General features: G+C 70.3%; 12 protein-coding genes. 5 read left to right on the top strand and 7 right to left on the bottom strand.

What is annotated here, in order from left to right; translation table 11 throughout:
• Positions 1-21: 21 nt before the first annotated feature.
• Positions 22-1,452 (bottom strand): adenylosuccinate lyase, encoded by a 1,431-nt coding sequence (purB, locus tag ACIBX3_RS50590; protein WP_397127910.1) that lies wholly within the window; start codon positions 1,450-1,452, stop codon positions 22-24.
• A 268-nt stretch (positions 1,453-1,720) separates the two neighbouring features.
• Here purB and ACIBX3_RS50585 point away from each other — a divergent pair, with 268 nt between their 5' ends.
• A complete protein-coding gene (locus tag ACIBX3_RS50585; protein WP_397127909.1) occupies positions 1,721-2,398 on the top strand; it encodes a DUF4158 domain-containing protein in 678 nt (225 codons plus the stop codon).
• 89 nt (positions 2,399-2,487) lie between these two features.
• On the opposite strand, the gene ACIBX3_RS50580 is transcribed toward ACIBX3_RS50585, so the two are convergent.
• Both ACIBX3_RS50580 and ACIBX3_RS50575 read right to left on the bottom strand, forming a co-directional pair.
• Positions 2,488-3,867 carry an amidohydrolase family protein gene (locus tag ACIBX3_RS50580; RefSeq protein ID WP_397127908.1) on the bottom strand — a complete coding sequence of 460 codons (1,380 nt, stop codon included), beginning with the start codon at positions 3,865-3,867 and terminating at the stop codon, positions 2,488-2,490.
• Positions 3,868-4,006: 139 nt separating this feature from the next.
• Positions 4,007-4,714 (bottom strand): SDR family NAD(P)-dependent oxidoreductase, encoded by a 708-nt coding sequence (locus tag ACIBX3_RS50575; protein ID WP_397127907.1) that lies wholly within the window; start codon positions 4,712-4,714, stop codon positions 4,007-4,009.
• 101 nt (positions 4,715-4,815) lie between these two features.
• Between ACIBX3_RS50575 and ACIBX3_RS50570 the strand changes: the two genes are divergently transcribed.
• Positions 4,816-5,658, top strand: a complete 843-nt coding sequence (locus ACIBX3_RS50570) for a helix-turn-helix transcriptional regulator (RefSeq protein WP_397127906.1) — start codon at positions 4,816-4,818, stop codon at positions 5,656-5,658.
• A gap of 139 nt (positions 5,659-5,797) precedes the next feature.
• Here ACIBX3_RS50570 and ACIBX3_RS50565 read toward each other — a convergent pair whose 3' ends face one another.
• Positions 5,798-6,076 (bottom strand): hypothetical protein, encoded by a 279-nt coding sequence (locus tag ACIBX3_RS50565; protein WP_397127905.1) that lies wholly within the window; start codon positions 6,074-6,076, stop codon positions 5,798-5,800.
• Positions 6,077-6,432: 356 nt separating this feature from the next.
• Between ACIBX3_RS50565 and ACIBX3_RS50560 the strand changes: the two genes are divergently transcribed.
• Positions 6,433-6,564 (top strand): hypothetical protein, encoded by a 132-nt coding sequence (locus ACIBX3_RS50560; protein WP_397127904.1) that lies wholly within the window; start codon positions 6,433-6,435, stop codon positions 6,562-6,564.
• Between the two features lie 529 nt (positions 6,565-7,093).
• Positions 7,094-7,333, top strand: a complete 240-nt coding sequence (locus ACIBX3_RS50555) for a hypothetical protein (RefSeq protein WP_397127903.1) — start codon at positions 7,094-7,096, stop codon at positions 7,331-7,333.
• A 98-nt stretch (positions 7,334-7,431) separates the two neighbouring features.
• Here ACIBX3_RS50555 and ACIBX3_RS50550 read toward each other — a convergent pair whose 3' ends face one another.
• A complete protein-coding gene (locus ACIBX3_RS50550; protein ID WP_397127902.1) occupies positions 7,432-10,755 on the bottom strand; it encodes an efflux RND transporter permease subunit in 3,324 nt (1,107 codons plus the stop codon).
• A gap of 32 nt (positions 10,756-10,787) precedes the next feature.
• Here ACIBX3_RS50550 and ACIBX3_RS50545 point away from each other — a divergent pair, with 32 nt between their 5' ends.
• Positions 10,788-11,237, top strand: coding sequence for a MarR family winged helix-turn-helix transcriptional regulator (locus ACIBX3_RS50545; protein ID WP_397127901.1), 450 nt, complete (start codon positions 10,788-10,790; stop codon positions 11,235-11,237).
• A 108-nt stretch (positions 11,238-11,345) separates the two neighbouring features.
• On the opposite strand, the gene ACIBX3_RS50540 is transcribed toward ACIBX3_RS50545, so the two are convergent.
• Complete coding sequence (locus ACIBX3_RS50540; protein WP_397127900.1) at positions 11,346-13,613, bottom strand: HelD family protein; 2,268 nt, start codon at positions 13,611-13,613, stop codon at positions 11,346-11,348.
• Between the two features lie 102 nt (positions 13,614-13,715).
• The gene (locus tag ACIBX3_RS50535) at positions 13,716-15,038 is read right to left on the bottom strand and encodes a lanthionine synthetase LanC family protein (protein WP_397127899.1); all 1,323 of its coding nucleotides are present in this window, start codon (positions 15,036-15,038) and stop codon (positions 13,716-13,718) included.
• Positions 15,039-15,485: the final 447 nt, after the last annotated feature.

Below are 15,485 nucleotides of genomic sequence, written 5' to 3'. Positions count from 1 at the left end.
GTCACATGCGCGGCTCGCGCATCACAAGATCGCGCCAGGACGGTACGCCGCCGCCTCCGGATGCGCCGCCACGACCTCGCCCACCTGCTGCGAGACCGCCTCCACCTGATCGGCCGCCGCCCCCGTGAACGACACCCGGTCGGCCAGCAACGCCTCCAGCCCCGCCCGGTCCAGCGGGAAGCGCTCATCGCCGGCCAGCAGCTCCACCAGCTCGTTGCCGACGCCGCGCGAGCGCATCGCCAGCGCCGCCGCCACCGCGTGCTCCTTGATCAGCTCATGCGCCTGCTCGCGGCCCATCCCCGCCCGCACCGCCGCCATCAGCATCTTCGTCGTGGCCAGGAACGGCAGGTAACGGCCCAGCTCCGCGGCGATCACCGCCGGGTAGGCGCCGAACTCGTCCAGCACCGTCAGCATCGTCTCCACCAGCCCGTCGAAGGCGAAGAACGCATCCGGCAGCGCCACCCGGCGCACCACCGAACACGACACATCCCCCTCGTTCCACTGATCGCCCGCCAGCTCCCCGACCATCGAGGCGTAGCCGCGCAACACCACGGCCAGGCCATTGACGCGCTCGCAGGAGCGGGTGTTCATCTTGTGCGGCATCGCCGACGAGCCGACCTGGCCCTCCTGGAACCCCTCGGTCACCAGCTCGTGCCCGGCCATCAGCCGGATCGTCTTGGCCAGCGACGACGGCGCCGCCGCCAGCTGCACCAGCGTCGTGACCACCTCGAAGTCCAGCGACCGCGGATAGACCTGCCCCACGCTGGTCAAGCGGCGGGCGAACCCCAGATGGGCGGCCACCCGGCCCTCCAGCTCGGCCAGCTTGCCCCGGTCGCCGCCCAGCAGGTCCAGCATGTCCTGAGCGGTCCCGACCGGGCCCTTGATCCCGCGCAGCGGATAGCGGCCGATCAGCTCCTCCAGCCGCCGGTAGGCCGCCAGCAGCTCGTCGGCCGCCGACGCGAACCGCTTGCCCAGCGTCGTGGCCTGCGCCGCCACGTTGTGCGAACGCCCCGCCACCACCGTGGCCTCGTGCTCCTCGGCCAGCGTCGCCAGCCGCGCCAGCAGCGCCACCACCCGGTCGCGCACCAGCAGCAGGCTGTCGCGGATCTGCAGCTGCTCGACGTTCTCCGTCAGGTCGCGCGAGGTCATGCCCTTGTGCACCTGCTCGTGCCCGGCCAGCGCGTTGAACTCCTCGATGCGCGCCTTGACGTCGTGCCGGGTGACGCGCTCGCGCGCCGCGATCGACTCCAGATCGACCTGCTCGACCACCTTGTCGTAGTCGGCGACCGCCTCTTGCGGGACGGCGACCCCCAGCTCGGCCTGCGCCCGCAGCACCGCCAGCCACAACCGCCGCTCAGCGACGATCTTGTACTCGGGCGACCACAGACGGGTCAGCTCGGGCGAGGCATAGCGGGCGGCCAGGACATCGGGGATACGCGGCTTGGAAGTCACGTTCGACAAGTGTATTCACCCGCCTGGCACTCCTACGGGCCGGCCTGGACCTCCTATGGCTACGGCGAGCCGCCACCCCGGCCCTGAGACCATGTGGGCGATATTCGAACAGTCAGCTATCGATTTCAGTGGGTAGTTGTCTCAGGTGGTGCATACCTTCCGGTAACCCGCTCGGGCTTCTCGATGGTGATCGGGCCCGTTGATGGCATCGGCCTGGGAGGAACTCCGACGTGCGTACCGACTGGGAACACGATGAGCTGATCAGTGCGTGGATCCTGGTGGAGGGCGATGGGGACCTGGTCGGGGAAAAGGCGGAGGCGGCAGACTCGGTTTCGCCTTGATCTTGAAGTTCTACGAGATCGAAGGTCGGTTTCCCGCCTATCCGGAGGAGATCCCGGCGGCTGCGGTGGAGTACGTGGCGTCGCTGGTGAAGGCCGAGCCGGGGCTTTTGGCGAAGTACTCCTGGCGGGGCCGGACCATCGAGCGTCACCGGGCGCAGATCCGCAAGAGGTTCGGCACTCGCGCGGCGACCGAGGACGATGAGGAGCGGCTGGCCCAGTGGCCGGCCGATGAGGTGTGCCCGGTCGAGACGAACCGTGATCGCCTGGCCGAAGCGGTGCGGGAGCGGTGCCGGAGCACGAGTATCGAACCGCCGACCAGTGGTCAGGTGGAGCGGGTCGTCAATTCCGGGTGCCGCCGTTTCGAGGATGCCTTCGCCGAGCAGGTGAGGGCGCGGCTCGGCCCGATCGTGTGTGCTCGGTTGGAGGAGTTGCCGGGGCGGCCGCACGTGCTGGCCGAGTTGAAGGCCGACCCTGGGCCGCTGGGGCTGGACACCGCTCGTTCCCTGGGGCTGGGTGAGGCGGCGTTCGTCGAGATCTCCGATCAGATCGTCGCGGCGTGGCGGGACGGGCAAGCGCGGCACGTCAACCCCCAGCCGACGCAGTGACGACTCGGCGACCCGCCTGATCTGCCCCGGGCGGATGTCGAGCCCCACCGACCGGCCGTCCTCGATGCGCCACCCGAACTTCGTGGCGATCAGGACCTGGTCGCGAAGCGGGCCGCGGCGGCGCGCAGGGTCCGGGCGGTACGGCGGAGATCGGCGTGGACCAGCCGGCCCGCGAGCTTCACGACCCTCCCTGCCACGAGGACTGTGTCCACGTTGTGCGGCTGCGCCGCCGTGACCACGGCGCCGATGGGGTCACGCTCGGCGGTGAGCATGTTGAGGTCGTCCAGGCGGAGCGTGATGATGTCGGCCTGCTTGCCAGGGCGCAGCGAGCCGGTACGGTCGGCCAGCCCCATCGCGGCGGCACCGTCCAGGGTGGCCATCCGCAGGACGTCCTTGGCGGTCATCCGGGGGTCCTCCGCGATCTGGCCGGCGAGGTGCGCTGCCCGCATCGTGGAGAACATGTCACCGGGGGCGAAGGCGACGGTGTCGACGCCGATGCCTGTGGTGATACCGGCGCGCCGCAGGCGGCCGGCCTCGTCGCCGGGCGTGGCCGAGGCGGTGGCACCCGAGTCGGCGATCAGCTTCAGCTCGTCGTCGCCGATCCCATTGCCGTGGACGTAGAGGGTCTTCTTGCGGAGCAGTCCGGCGTCGCGCAGGGCGAAGATCGGCTGTTCGTTGACGGGGGTGCTGGCGAGGTGGATCGTCAGCGGCAGGTCCAGCTCGTCGGCTATGCGCCAGTCCTTGGCCACCGTCTCCATCGGGGTGGACAAGGGGCCGAGCGGGGCGTACGCCATGGTGACGAGCGCGTTGTCGTCGGCCAGGCGCTCGCGGATCCGGCGGACATCGGCGAGCTTCCCGCCCCCGGTGACGTTGACCGGGGTGCCGTAGCCGAAGACCGCGCGCAGCCCCGCCGCCTTCAAAGCGTCGACGGCAGCGTCGGCGAGCTCGGGCGAATACGCGATGTGCGCGAAGTCCAGCTGGGTGGTGATGCCCGAGTCGAGGCACTCCAGCGCGCCGGCCAGGGTCGCGATGTGCACATCCTGCGGCCGGAAGTTCGGGCCGACCTGCCCCAGAAGGCGGAAGTAGACGTCGAGGTCGACGTCCACGGCCGCGCTGCGCAGCGCCGAGTGCCACATGTGCCGGTGAGTGTCGACGAAGCCCGGGAGCACGATGTGGTCGGTGGCGTCGATGACCATGGCGCCGTTGGAGCGGAGCTTGCGCCCGACAGTGACGATCCGGCCCCTCTCGATCAGGACGTCGGTGCGGGCGTGGGCGACCGGCTGGGGCTCGGTGTCGATGACGTGACCGTTGCGGATCAGGATGCGGCCGCTGCCCGTCTCTCTCGCCAGGCCCGTCGACCCGGTGCGTCGGCTTCCTCCGGGCGCCGCGGTCGCCGGTGATGCGCTCAGGGTGGCTGCGGCCGCGGCGGCGGCCGTCCCGGTCAGCAGGTTTCGGCGGGGCAGACTCATGATCGTCTCCATAGTCTCGGAAGGGCCGACGTGGACAAGGCAGTGATGCCACCGATTTCGATGGGCTGCTGGGCCGGTCACGCGAGCTGACCAGGGATTGGCCGGGACGCATGCCGCCCCGGCTCGTGCCGCTGTGGCCTCACCAGGGCAGCGTGCCCTGGGCGCCGAAGTAGCCGCCGGTCGGGCCGTCGGGGCCCACCCGCGCCATGCGCACGATGATCTCGGCGCCTTCCTCGACGGAGAGCATGCCCGTGTGGCCGTTGAGATCCGTCTTCGTGAAACCGGGCGCCACGGCGTTGATACGCATGGCCGGGAAGGCCTTCGCGTAGTGCGCGGTGATCATGTTGACCGTGGCCTTCGAGGCCGCGTAGGTCATTCCCGGATAGCGGTGGGCCGGGTGGGCCGGGTCGGAGGCGTAGCCGATGGAGCCGAGGCCGCTGCTGAGGTTGACCACGACCGGCGCGGCCGAGCGTCGCAGCAGCGGGAGGAAGGCGTGGGTGACGCGGACGATGCCCAGAACGTTCGTGTCGAAGACGGTCCGCATCTGGTCAGCGGTGACATCCGCAGCGCCAGCCACGCTGTTGTCCTCGCCCCGGACCTCGATGCCGGCGTTGTTGACCAGCACGTCGAGCCCGCCGTCCGCCTCGACGGTCTTTGCGGCGGCTTGGACGGAGTCGTCGTCGGTGACGTCGAGGTGGACGAAACGGGCGCCGAGCTCGTCGGCGGCACGGCGGCCGCGCTCGGCGTCGCGGGCGCCCACGTAGACGATGTGACCTGCGGCGATGAGGCGGCGGGCGGTCTCGAAGCCCAGCCCCTTGTTTGCTCCGGTGATCAGTGTTGTCGTCATGCCGCCACACTCCTGCCCGGCCCGGCGGACAGCCAGGAGACCCTTCTTCCTGGGACTGCCAGTACCAGGCACCCGCCCGGCCGACGGTGTTCACTGACGGTATGACCGCGACCGAACTCGGACATGCTTTGCGGCGCTGGCGCGACCGCATCTCCCCCACCACGGCCGGGCTACCCCTCGGCGGACAGCGGCGGGCGGCCGGGCTGCGGCGTGAGGAGCTGGCCCTGCTGGCCGGGATCTCGGTCGACTACGTCACCCGCCTCGAACAGGGCCGGGCGACCAACCCTTCCGATCAGGTCGTCGAGGCCCTGGCACGGGCGCTGCGGCTCACGGGAGACGAGCGGGCGTATCTGTTCGGGCTGGCCGGGCTGGTGCTCCCAGGCCCCGAGGTGGTGCCGTCGTACATCCCGCCCAGCGTCCTGCGGCTGCTGGACCGGCTGGTGGACACACCGGTCGCGGTCACCGACGCCGCCTTGACGCTGCTGATGGCCAACCCGATGTACCAGGCGCTGATGGGCGACACGTCCGGCGCACGCGGCCTCGAACGCAACGGGGCGTGGGGGGTGTTCCTGGGATCGTCCATCCGGATCCGGCACACACACGAGGAACAGCGCGCCTTGGAGATCGGCATGGTGTCCGAGCTGCGGTCCGCCGCCGCAAGGTATCCCGCCGACCGTCAACTGCGGCGACTGATCACCGAGTTGCGCGCGGGCAGCGAGCGGTTCGCCGAGCTGTGGGAGGCGGGTGTCGTCGGCAGTCTGGAGGTCTCACGCAAGACGATCGAGCATCCGCAGGTGGGCCTGCTGACCCTGGACTGCAACGTGCTCCGGATGGACGGCAGTGGCCTGCGCATCCTCGGCTACTCGGCCGAGCCGGACACCGAGGACGCCGAGAAGCTGGAGCTGCTGGCGGTGGTCGGCACGCAGAGCCTGGCTGCCGAGTAGTACCTACCTGGATCTGGGCCGGGCCATCCCGCTGTTCGAGTAGACGCTGGCCGATTGTGAGCGGGTGCTGGGCGCCGACCATCCGACGACGCAGGTGGTTCGGCCAATTACACGCTCTTGCCGGTGCCCGACGGATCCGTCACTCGGCCGCTGGCCGATGTCGCCTCCGCGCCTCGGAGACATTGCCGTGTGCAAGCGAGGGCCATCGGTCCGCGGCCCACTCCGGCCAGCCCAGCCACCCCGGTGGCGGACCGGGGATGTCGCCGCCGCCGAGTTCGGCGGCATCTGGTTCCTGGAACTGCTTCCGCCATGTGTCGATGTCCTCCTCGCTCATCGGAAATGTCGTGTGCGGTGCGGTTGCCTGGCGGTGTGCGATCCGGGAGCGTTGGACGCCCTTGTCGATGGGCAGGTAGTTCACGACAACCGCGATACCGCCGCTAAACGGCGGCGCGGATGTTCATAGCGGCGAAGCAACCCATGCCGCCACCATAACCGGCAGCACCAGCATGGTCGTCGACCGCGGCGTCGCCGACACGTGGCCGCGGTCAGTGACCGTTCGGTCCTGCCACTGCCGATGACAGACGTCACAACCATGTTGGACACGGCACTTACGGCGATGAATGCTCGCCGCCTTCCAGCGGAACGCCGGCAGATGATTCAAGATCGCCTCACAGGGCCCTCCCTGCCTGATCGTCCCCGTGCCGTCGTCCCAGCAGTCAGCTGCGGTAGCGGCGGGTTGCGCCACAGCGCCGCCGCCCCCTCGGCGAGGTCGAGGTGCCGCTGCAGCTCATCATGGGCAAGACCCGGCACAAGAATCCCCGCACCGCCATGCGTTACGTCAAGCCCGGCGCTGAGGCCATCGCCAAGGTCACCGAGGTCGTGGCACCGCGCCGCCGTACCCACTGATCAACTGAGTGGCGGCTCGCCGGAGCTATAGGCGTTCTGGGCCGGGCCGAGGGTCCCTCGACGCATGAGGACGGCGGGCGACCGCTCGCTTGCGGTGGGTGAGGAGATCGCGGGCCGCTACCCCATGGGGAGCCTGGTAATCGTGGCTCCACAGAAAGCCTGGTAATAGGGCCTTGCCTGCTATTTGCCGCAGCTCTGGCGCGCGATTGAACGCCCACCGGGTCAATGTCTCTCGCGCATTCACAGAACGGTCAAGAGTGCCAAGCCGCAGCCCGCTCACGCACGGCGACCCCCATCACCCAACACCCCTTTTAGCAGCATTTCTGCGGAAATGTGCATATTTGCGTTGTGTATACCGATATGCCATAAATGAGGCTTTGCTTCCTTTCTGGCGACCCCTCCGAACCGCCGTGCCTACGGTGGATGTGTTCCAAGCGCCGTCGTGGCGTCTCCCGGGAACCCAAGAGCGACGCTCCGTCACCCCAGGCCCCCGGCCTGGGGCCGATCACAGGCAATGGAGTGATCTCGAATGTTCAAGCGACTCCTGATCGCCGCCGCCCTGGCGGCGTCCACGCTCGTCGTCAGCGGGTCGATCACACAGCCGGCCACCGCCGGCACCGGCGCGCCCTGCGTCACCACAGCCGGCCCGAGCGTCCTCTCGCAGAGCGCGCGCTGCCGCTGGCGCCACGGGTGCAAGTACTGCAAGAAGCACGGCGAGTGGCGCAGAGTGTGGTGCAAGTGGTGGGACGACGACAACGGCTGGCACTGAGTAACAGCCGTCACGGCCGCTCCTAGGCCGTGGTCACACCGGTCACACCGCCATCGCCCCGCGGGGAGTCTCCTCGCGGGGCGATGGCCAGGAGCCGTTCACGGGGTCGGCGTCAGAACCTTCGCCTCCACCTTGGGCTCGGCGGGACGGCGCCGCATCCGCTCCTTCGCCCGTTCCACCACCGTGTACAGCGTCGGAACCAGCACCAGAGTCAGCAGCGTGCTGGAGATCAGCCCGCCGATCACCACGATCGCCAGCGGCTGCGAGATGAACCCGCCCGACCCGGTCACCCCCATCGCCATCGGCGTCAGCGCGCAGATCGTGGCCACCGCCGTCATCAGGATCGGCCGCAACCTGCGCCGGCCGCCCTCGATCACCGCCTCGACCACGCCCATGCCCTGCTCGCGGTACTGGTTGATCAGGTCGATCAGCACGATCGCGTTCGTCACCACGATCCCGATCAACATCAGCATGCCGATCAGCGCCGGCACCCCCAGCGCCGTGTCCGTCGCCACCAGCAACCCGATCGCACCCGTCGCCGCGAACGGAATCGACACCAGCAAGATCACCGGCTGCATGAAGCTGCGGAACGTCGCCACCATGATCAGGAACACGATCGCGATCGCCGCCAGCATCGCGATCCCGAGGTCGGAGAACGCCTCGGTCTGGTCGGCCGACGCACCGCCGACCTCGTACGTGGCACCCGAGGACAGCTGCAGCCCGTTCAGCTTGGCCGTCAGCGCCTGCGTCACCGCCCCCAGGTCACCGGCGTCGGCCGCCTTGACCGAGACCGTCGCCGACCGCTCGCCGTCGATCCGGGTGATCTGCGTCGGCCCGGCCACCTCCTTGACGTCGGCCACGGTCTTCAGCTTCACCGTGCCCGTAGCGGTGGCGAGCTTGAGGTCCTCGACCTTCTTGACGCTCTCCGGCGCCTCGCCCTCGCGCAGCACCAGATCACTGGTGCGGCCGTCCAGCGTCATCTGGCCCAGCGGCGCGCCCCGGAACGCCTGCGCCACCGCCTGCCCGATCTGCGCCTCCGACAGCCCTCGCTCAGCCGCCTCCTCACGGTCGACGACCACCTCGATCCGCGGCGCGCTGTCCTCCAGGTTCGAGGCCACGTCCCGCAGCCCGGACACCTCGCCCATCGCCTTCGTCACCTGATCGGCCGCGGCGCGCAGCGTCTCGGTGTCGGGCGCGCGCACGATCACGTCGATGGTGTCGGAGTTGAACCCGCCCCCACTCTGGCCCACGGTGACCTCACCGGCACCGGACAGGCCCGCGATCTTGTCCCGCAGCTCCTGCTCGACCTTCGGGGTGTCGGCGCCGTCCTTCAGCGCGATCGAGTACGACGCCCGGTCCGCGCCGCGACCGCCCCCGCCGGGCGGACCGAAGGCGTTGCCGCCGCCGCCGACGTTCACCTGGTACGTCTTCACCTGGTCCATGCCCGCCAGCACGCCCTCGACCTGCTTGGCGGCCTTGTCGGTGGTCTCCAGGTCCGTACCGACCGGCATCCGCTGGCTCAAGGAGATCGTGTTCTGCCCGGAGGAGTCCAGGAAGTTCGTCCGCAACCCGCCGGCCAGCCCGAACGTGCCGACCATCACGGCCACCCCGATGAGCACCGTCACCAGCTTGAAGCGCGTCGCGAACCGCAGCACCGGCAGGTAGAGCCGCTGCAACGGCGAGCGCAGTTCCTTGGCCTCGGCCTTCTCACGCTGCTTGCGCGCCTGCTCCGGCGTCAGCGACGGCGCCTTCAGGAACCAGAACGCCAGCACCGGCACCACCGTCAGCGACACCACCAGCGACGCCATCAACGCCACCGCAACCGTGATCGAGAACGGCCCGAACAGCTCGCCCACCATGCCGCCGACGATCGCGATCGGCGCGAACACCGCCACCGTGGTCAGCGTCGAGGCCGTCACCGCCCCCGACACCTCACGCACCGCCGTCAAGATCGCCTGAAGTTTCGCCTCGCCGTAGCCGAGATGCCGCTTGATGTTCTCCAGCACCACGATCGAGTCGTCCACGACCCGGCCCACCGCGATCGTCAACGCGCCCAGCGTCAGCATGTTCAGCGAATAGTCGCCCACCCACAACACGATCAGCGCGATCACCACCGACAGCGGGATCGACACCGCCGTCACCAGCGTCGAGCGCACCGACAGCAGGAACACCAGGATCACCAGCACCGCGAACGCCAGCCCCAGCAGGCCCTCCGTGGTCAGGCTCTCGATCGACTGCTCCACGTACGGCGCCTGGTCGAACACCACCGCCACCGCCGTCTCCGACGAGTCGCCCAGCGCCTTGGTCAGCTCCGGCAGCTTCTGCCTGATCTCGTGCGAGATCGTCACCGCGTTCCCGTCGGGCGCCATCGTCACCGACACGCCCAGGCTCGACTCACCATCCGTACGGGTGATCGTCGTCGCCACGGCCAGCCCTCGCGTGATCTTGGCGACGTCGCCCAGCTTCACCGGCTTGAGCGGCTTCGGCTCGGCCGCCTGCTGCGGCAACCCGCCCTGCCCCGGCTGGGCCTGCGCCTGGCCCTGCGCCGGCTGCGCCTGACCTTGACCCGGCTGCGCCTGACCCTGGCCCGGCTGCGCCTGGGCCTGGCTCTGCTGCGGCTGGGCCGGCGTCAGATAGAGGTTCTTCAGCTTCTCCACGGTGTCGACCCGCGTGCCGACCTGCACCGTCAGCACCTTGTCGTCAGTGTCGAGCGTGCCGGCCGGGATCGGGGTGCCGTTCGCCTGCAGCACACTGGAGATCTGCGAGGCCGACACCCCCTTGTCCTCCATCTTGTCCTCGTCCGGCTCGATCGTGACGACTTCCTCGCGGGTGCCGGTGACGTTCGCCTCGCGCACGCCCTCGATGCCCTGCAGCTCCGGAACCATGATCCGGTTCAGCTTGTCGGCCATCGCCCGCGCGTCGCCGCCGTCGCCCACCGCCAGCACCATGACCGGGATGTCGTCGGTGTTGCCCGCCGACACCGTCGGCTCCACGCCGTCGGGCAGTGTGACCCGGCTGACCGCCTGCTGCATCTTGTTCAGCGACTCGTCGATATCGGTGCCGTACGCGAAGGCCACCTGGATCTGCGCCATCCCCTCCGCCGAGGTGGAGGTCATCTCCTCCATCCCGGCGAGCCCCTGGAAGGAATCCTCGATCGGCTTGGTGACCTGTTCCTCGACGATGTCCGGCGACGCGCCGGGATACGACGCGACCACGAACGCGCCGGGGAACGACAGTGACGGCAGCAACTGCTGCTTCAACTGCGGAATCGCGAACACGCCGAACCCGCTCAAAAGGAGCGATATCAAGATCACAAGACTGCGGTTGGCCAGACTCAACCTAGCGAAAGCGGTCATAGGCTCCCCTCCAAGAGTTCGCCCCAGACTAACACTTCGCCTCACGCGAATATTTAGACCGCTCAAGCATTCCTGATAACCTTCTCAGGAAGCGAGAGGTGAGTGTGAACGACGAACGCGAAGACCTGATCCGGCAAATCACCGAAACCCAGCGTGGCCTGGGACGACTGTTCGCCCAACACCAATCCCCCCTCTTCACCTCCAACCTCACCATGCGCCAGCTCAAGGTCGTCATGCTGCTGTCCGCCACCGGCTCCGCCTCCGGCCAGGAACTCGCCGCCGGACTCGGCGTCGGACTCGGCACCGTCACCGGCATCGTCGACCGGCTCATCGCTCAAGGCCTCGTCAGCCGCCACGAAGACCCCCACGACCGCCGCGTACGCCGCGTCCGCCTCACCCCTGCCGGCGCCGCCCTCGTCGAAGACCTCAACAACGCCGGTCTGGAACACCTGCGCCGCATCATGGACCACCTCGACACCGAGACCCTGCGGACCCTCGAGCAGGTCATGCGCGCCATCCGCGCCGTCGCCGACAAACTCGACCAGTAGTGACCGCCTCCTCACCGAAGGCGCCGCCGCCGGACATGGTCTGGTCGAAGGTGTTGTTGTAGCGAATGGTTGTACTTCATCAACCCGGCGCCTTTACATTGTAGATTTCTAAGCCAGGCGGGACAGCACCTCCGGCAGCTCACCCTCGTAAGCCACCGTCAGCCGCCGCGTCGCCCGCGTCACCGCCACGTACAGATCCCTCCCGCCCATGGGCGACTGCGCCAGGATCCCCGCCGGATCCACCACCACGACCGCGTCGAACTCCAGCCCCTTGGCCTGCCCCACCGTCAGCACCGCCACCGGCGCGTCCAGATCCCCGCCCGGGAACAGCCGCGCCGCCTCCGCGTGCCGCGCGTCCGAGGTCACCACGCCCACCCGGCCCTCGCCGATCTCGGCCAGCTCCGCCGCCACCAGCGCCGGCAGCCCCGCCACCGGCACTCGCACCGCTCGCGGCCGCGACTCGCCCGACCGCACCGACTCCGGCGGCTCCTGCCCGGGATCGAAGGCCCGCAGCACGTCCGCCGCCACCTCCATGATCTCCACCGGCGTCCGGTAGTTGACCATCAGGTGCTCCACCCGCCACCGGCCCCGCAGGTGCGGGTCCAGCACCTCGCCCCACGAACGGGCCCCCGCCGCCGACCCCGTCTGCGCCACGTCGCCCACCACCGTCAGCGACTTGGCCGGCACCCGCCGCATGAGCATCCGCCAGGCCATCGCCGACAGCTCCTGCGCCTCGTCCACGATCACGTGACCGTACGCCCAGGTCCGGTCGGCCGCCGCCCGATCAGCCGTGGTCAGCTCCATCCCGTCGTCGGCGTGCCGCTCGGCCAGCACGTCGGCCCGATCGAAGATGCCCTCTTCCAGCACGCCTGTCGTGCGCAGCACCTCGTCGGCGTACAGCAGCCGCCCGGCCTCCTCCTCGCGCGCCTGCCGGGCCGTCGCCCGCCGCGCCGAGTCGTCCTCGCCCAGCAACTCGGCCGCCTCGTCCAGCAGCGGCACGTCCCCCACCGTCCACGGGGCGCCCGCCGGACGCACCAGCTCGCGCCACCGCAGGCCCGGCGGCGCCACCGACCACAGCGTCTCCGGCGAGGACAGCAACTCGCCGACCAGCCGCCGCGGCGTCAGCTCCGGCCACAGATCGTCGATCGCCCGCCGGACCTCCGGCTCGCCCCACAACCGCTGCGAGCCCAGCTCCAGGTCCAGCTCGTCCAGGTCGTCCTGCAGTCCGAGAGGCTCGGCCAGCTCGGGATCGACGTCCGCCAGCTCCTCCACGTGCAGCGACTCCTCCAGCGCCCGCGCCTCCGCCCTGGTCAGCTCCTTGAGCATCTCGGTGACGTACAGCTTGCGGGCCATGTTGTGCGGCAGCCGCACCGCGCGCGCCCGGTCACGCAGCCGCGCGCACACGTCGTGCGGCACCCGCAGGTTCAGCCCGTCCAGCTCCACCACCAGATCGCCCTCCGGCACCCGCTGGCGCAGCTCCAGCGCTCGGGCCACGACCCCGGCCATCCGCACGTCGCCCTTGACCACCGCCGCCGCCGGCGCGTCGGCCGCCACCGCCCGCACGCCCGGGAACATCTCCCCGACCGTCGTCATCACCACCTGCGTCTCCCCCAGCGACGGCAGCACCTGCCCGATGTAGCGCAGGAACATCGCGTTGGGGCCCACCACCAGCACGCCGCGCCGCTCGAGCGTGCCGCGGTGGGTGTAGAGCAGGTACGCCGCCCGGTGCAGCGCCGCCACCGTCTTGCCGGTGCCCGGACCGCCCTGCACCACCAGCGCCCCCTGCAGATCGGCGCGGATCACCCGGTCCTGCTCGGTCTGGATGGTGGCCACCACGTCGCCCATCCGGCCCGTACGGCCCCGTCGCAGCGCCGCCAGCAGCGCCGCCTCGCCCACCAGCGTGCGCCGGTCACCCTCGCTCATCCCATCGAGATCGAACACCTCGTCGTCGATGCCGACCACCACGCGGTCCCTCAGATGCAGGTGCCTGCGGCGCACCAGCCCACGCGGATCGGTGGCCGTGGCCACGTAGAACGGCCGCGCCGCCGGCGCCCGCCAGTCGATCAGCACCGCCTCGTGCCGCTCGTCACGCAGACCGGTCCTGCCGATGTAGACGCTGTGGCCCGAGCCGTCGTCGACGCGGCCGAAACACAGGCCCCGCTCGACCGCGTTCAGCTGCGCCAGCCGCCGCGCCTGCTCCGAAGCCAGCGTCTCGCGCTCGACCATCGCCTGCCGGGTGCCGCCGCGCCGGCCGTACACCTCGCGCAGCGCCGTCTGGGCCCGCTCCCTGGCGAGGTCGAGCAGGCCGTACAGCCACGACACATGCCTCTGCTCACTGTCAAGGGCTTCCGCGCGACCATCTTGACGATTAGCCATCGAGTGGTATACTCCTATCGGGAGGGCTGTGGAGCTCGTGTCAATTGTGGAGCATTCGAGCTTACTCCTCACGCGCGCTCGCGCGCAAACCCCGCCGCAGGCCTACGCGTCCGCCGTGCCCGCCGGCGCCGGGATCTCCGGGAACGGATTGTCCGGCAGCAGCACCACCCGCCGTGCCCGCCCACCGCGCAACGCCGCCTCCAGATGCAGCAACGCCGCGCCGATCCCCGCCGCCCCCGCCATGTAGCCGGTGTCGGCGCTCACCTCCCCGGGACGCAGCCGCCGGTAGGCCTGGTACCAGCGCAAACCCCCGCCACCGTCACCGCCGGCCCGCCCCGCCAGATCCGCGCCCAGCAGCTCGGCGAAATCCAGATACGCCCGCCGCCCCGTGCCCGCCCACAATCCCACGAACAGCTCCACCAGCCCCGCCAGCCCGCAGCACTGACAGGCGGTGTCCCACAACCCCGCCACCCTGCGCCGCGGCACCCCGCTGGCCATCACCCCCGCGGCCAGCAGCTCGGCCCAGTCCAGATCACCGGGATCGCCCGCCACCCGGTACAGCTCGAAGAACATCCGCGCCACCCCGGCCGAACCCGAGCAGAACCCGAGATAGTGCAGCCCCCGCCCCTGCGGCAGGTGATGCGGCACCAGCGCCGACCCGCCGTTCACCACGCTCACCGCACGCACGAACCCCGCGCCCCGGCGCGCCGCCGCCAGGAACCGCTCCTCCCGCGTCACCCCGTACAGGCGCGCCAGCAGGTACGCCGTCCCCGCCGTGCCGGCCAGGAACCCCGGCGTGACCGCGTCGGGCGGCAGCCCCGGGCAGTCGCCGAACCGATGCCCCGGCACCGCCAGCCGCGCCGCCCGCGACCCCGCCTCCGCCGCCAGCTCCTCATAGCCGCTCACGCCCAGCATCGCCGCCACCCGCAGCAACGCCAGCGCCACACCCCCGTCGCCGCGCAGCTCCGGATCACCCGACCAGCCCGCGCCGCCGTCCAGCCGCCGCGCCGAGCGCGCCACCCGGTCCATCGCCGCCGCGGCCGCCTCCTCCCCCACCCCGTCCCCCAGCACCCACCCGGCCTGGCACAACGCCACCGCGATGCCGCTCAGGCCGTGGTGGTAGGTCACGTCCGCCACCGCGCGCCAGGCCGAGGCCAGGTAGCGGCAACCCGCCCGGGCGTCCCGGAGGTACTCCTCCTCGCCGGTGGCGGCCGCCAGCTCCAGGAAGAACAGCACGATGCCGGGGGCGCCGGCGTACAGGGAGGCCGGCTCGGGCGCCAGCGCCGACCTGCCGCTCGCGTCGGGGTTGGCCAGCCAGCGGCCGTCACCGGCGGCCGCGGTCCTGATCCAGCGCGCCGCGCCGACCGCGACCCGCAGCAGGCTGTCTGCGCGCTCACCCGCCGAACGGGCCGGATCCAGACTCATGGCACACCGGGGACTTCTTCCTGAACGCCACCTGCAGGGCTCACATTCTCCCCCACCCGCCCGACGCCGTCGAGCACCGGCCACCCGCCTTCACCTCATCTCCCGCCTCGTTCAGCGCCCGCAGCGCCGCCAGGTCCGCCCCCGCGAAGATCACCGTAGGCCGCGGCGATCTTGGGGTGCCGTCGACCAACGTGTCACAGGCCGCCAAACCTCGAAGATCCCTGGCCTGACCTTCTGTAATGCCGAAGGGCCCGGCGCACGGGGACGCGGCGTCTGCGGGCATCATGAAGGCGGCCGAATCCGCTCGGTGCAGGTCCGGCCGCCTTCGTCAAGGTTTCACGGGCTGAGTACACCTAGTACTCCAGTGACACTTCGCGATCTTGGGCGTTGAGGTGGCATGAAGACGGCCACCACGTGATCATTCGGAGTTTGTGAAGACATCCCAAG

Source organism: Nonomuraea sp. NPDC049480 (assembly GCF_044465905.1).
Classification (GTDB): Bacteria; Actinomycetota; Actinomycetes; order Streptosporangiales; family Streptosporangiaceae; genus Nonomuraea.
The sequence above is the reverse complement of the archived record's forward strand: the minus strand, read 5'-3'. Positions and strand labels throughout refer to the sequence as shown.

Coding starts and splice junctions, on each gene's coding strand:
- ACIBX3_RS50580 (WP_397127908.1), bottom strand. CDS start 3,867: ATGAGTCTGCCCCGCCGAAACCTGCTGACCGGGACGGCCGCCGCCGCG.
- ACIBX3_RS50575 (WP_397127907.1), bottom strand. CDS start 4,714: ATGACGACAACACTGATCACCGGAGCAAACAAGGGGCTGGGCTTCGAG.
- ACIBX3_RS50570 (WP_397127906.1), top strand. CDS start 4,816: ATGACCGCGACCGAACTCGGACATGCTTTGCGGCGCTGGCGCGACCGC.
- ACIBX3_RS50555 (WP_397127903.1), top strand. CDS start 7,094: ATGTTCAAGCGACTCCTGATCGCCGCCGCCCTGGCGGCGTCCACGCTC.
- ACIBX3_RS50540 (WP_397127900.1), bottom strand. CDS start 13,613: ATGGCTAATCGTCAAGATGGTCGCGCGGAAGCCCTTGACAGTGAGCAG.
- ACIBX3_RS50535 (WP_397127899.1), bottom strand. CDS start 15,038: ATGAGTCTGGATCCGGCCCGTTCGGCGGGTGAGCGCGCAGACAGCCTG.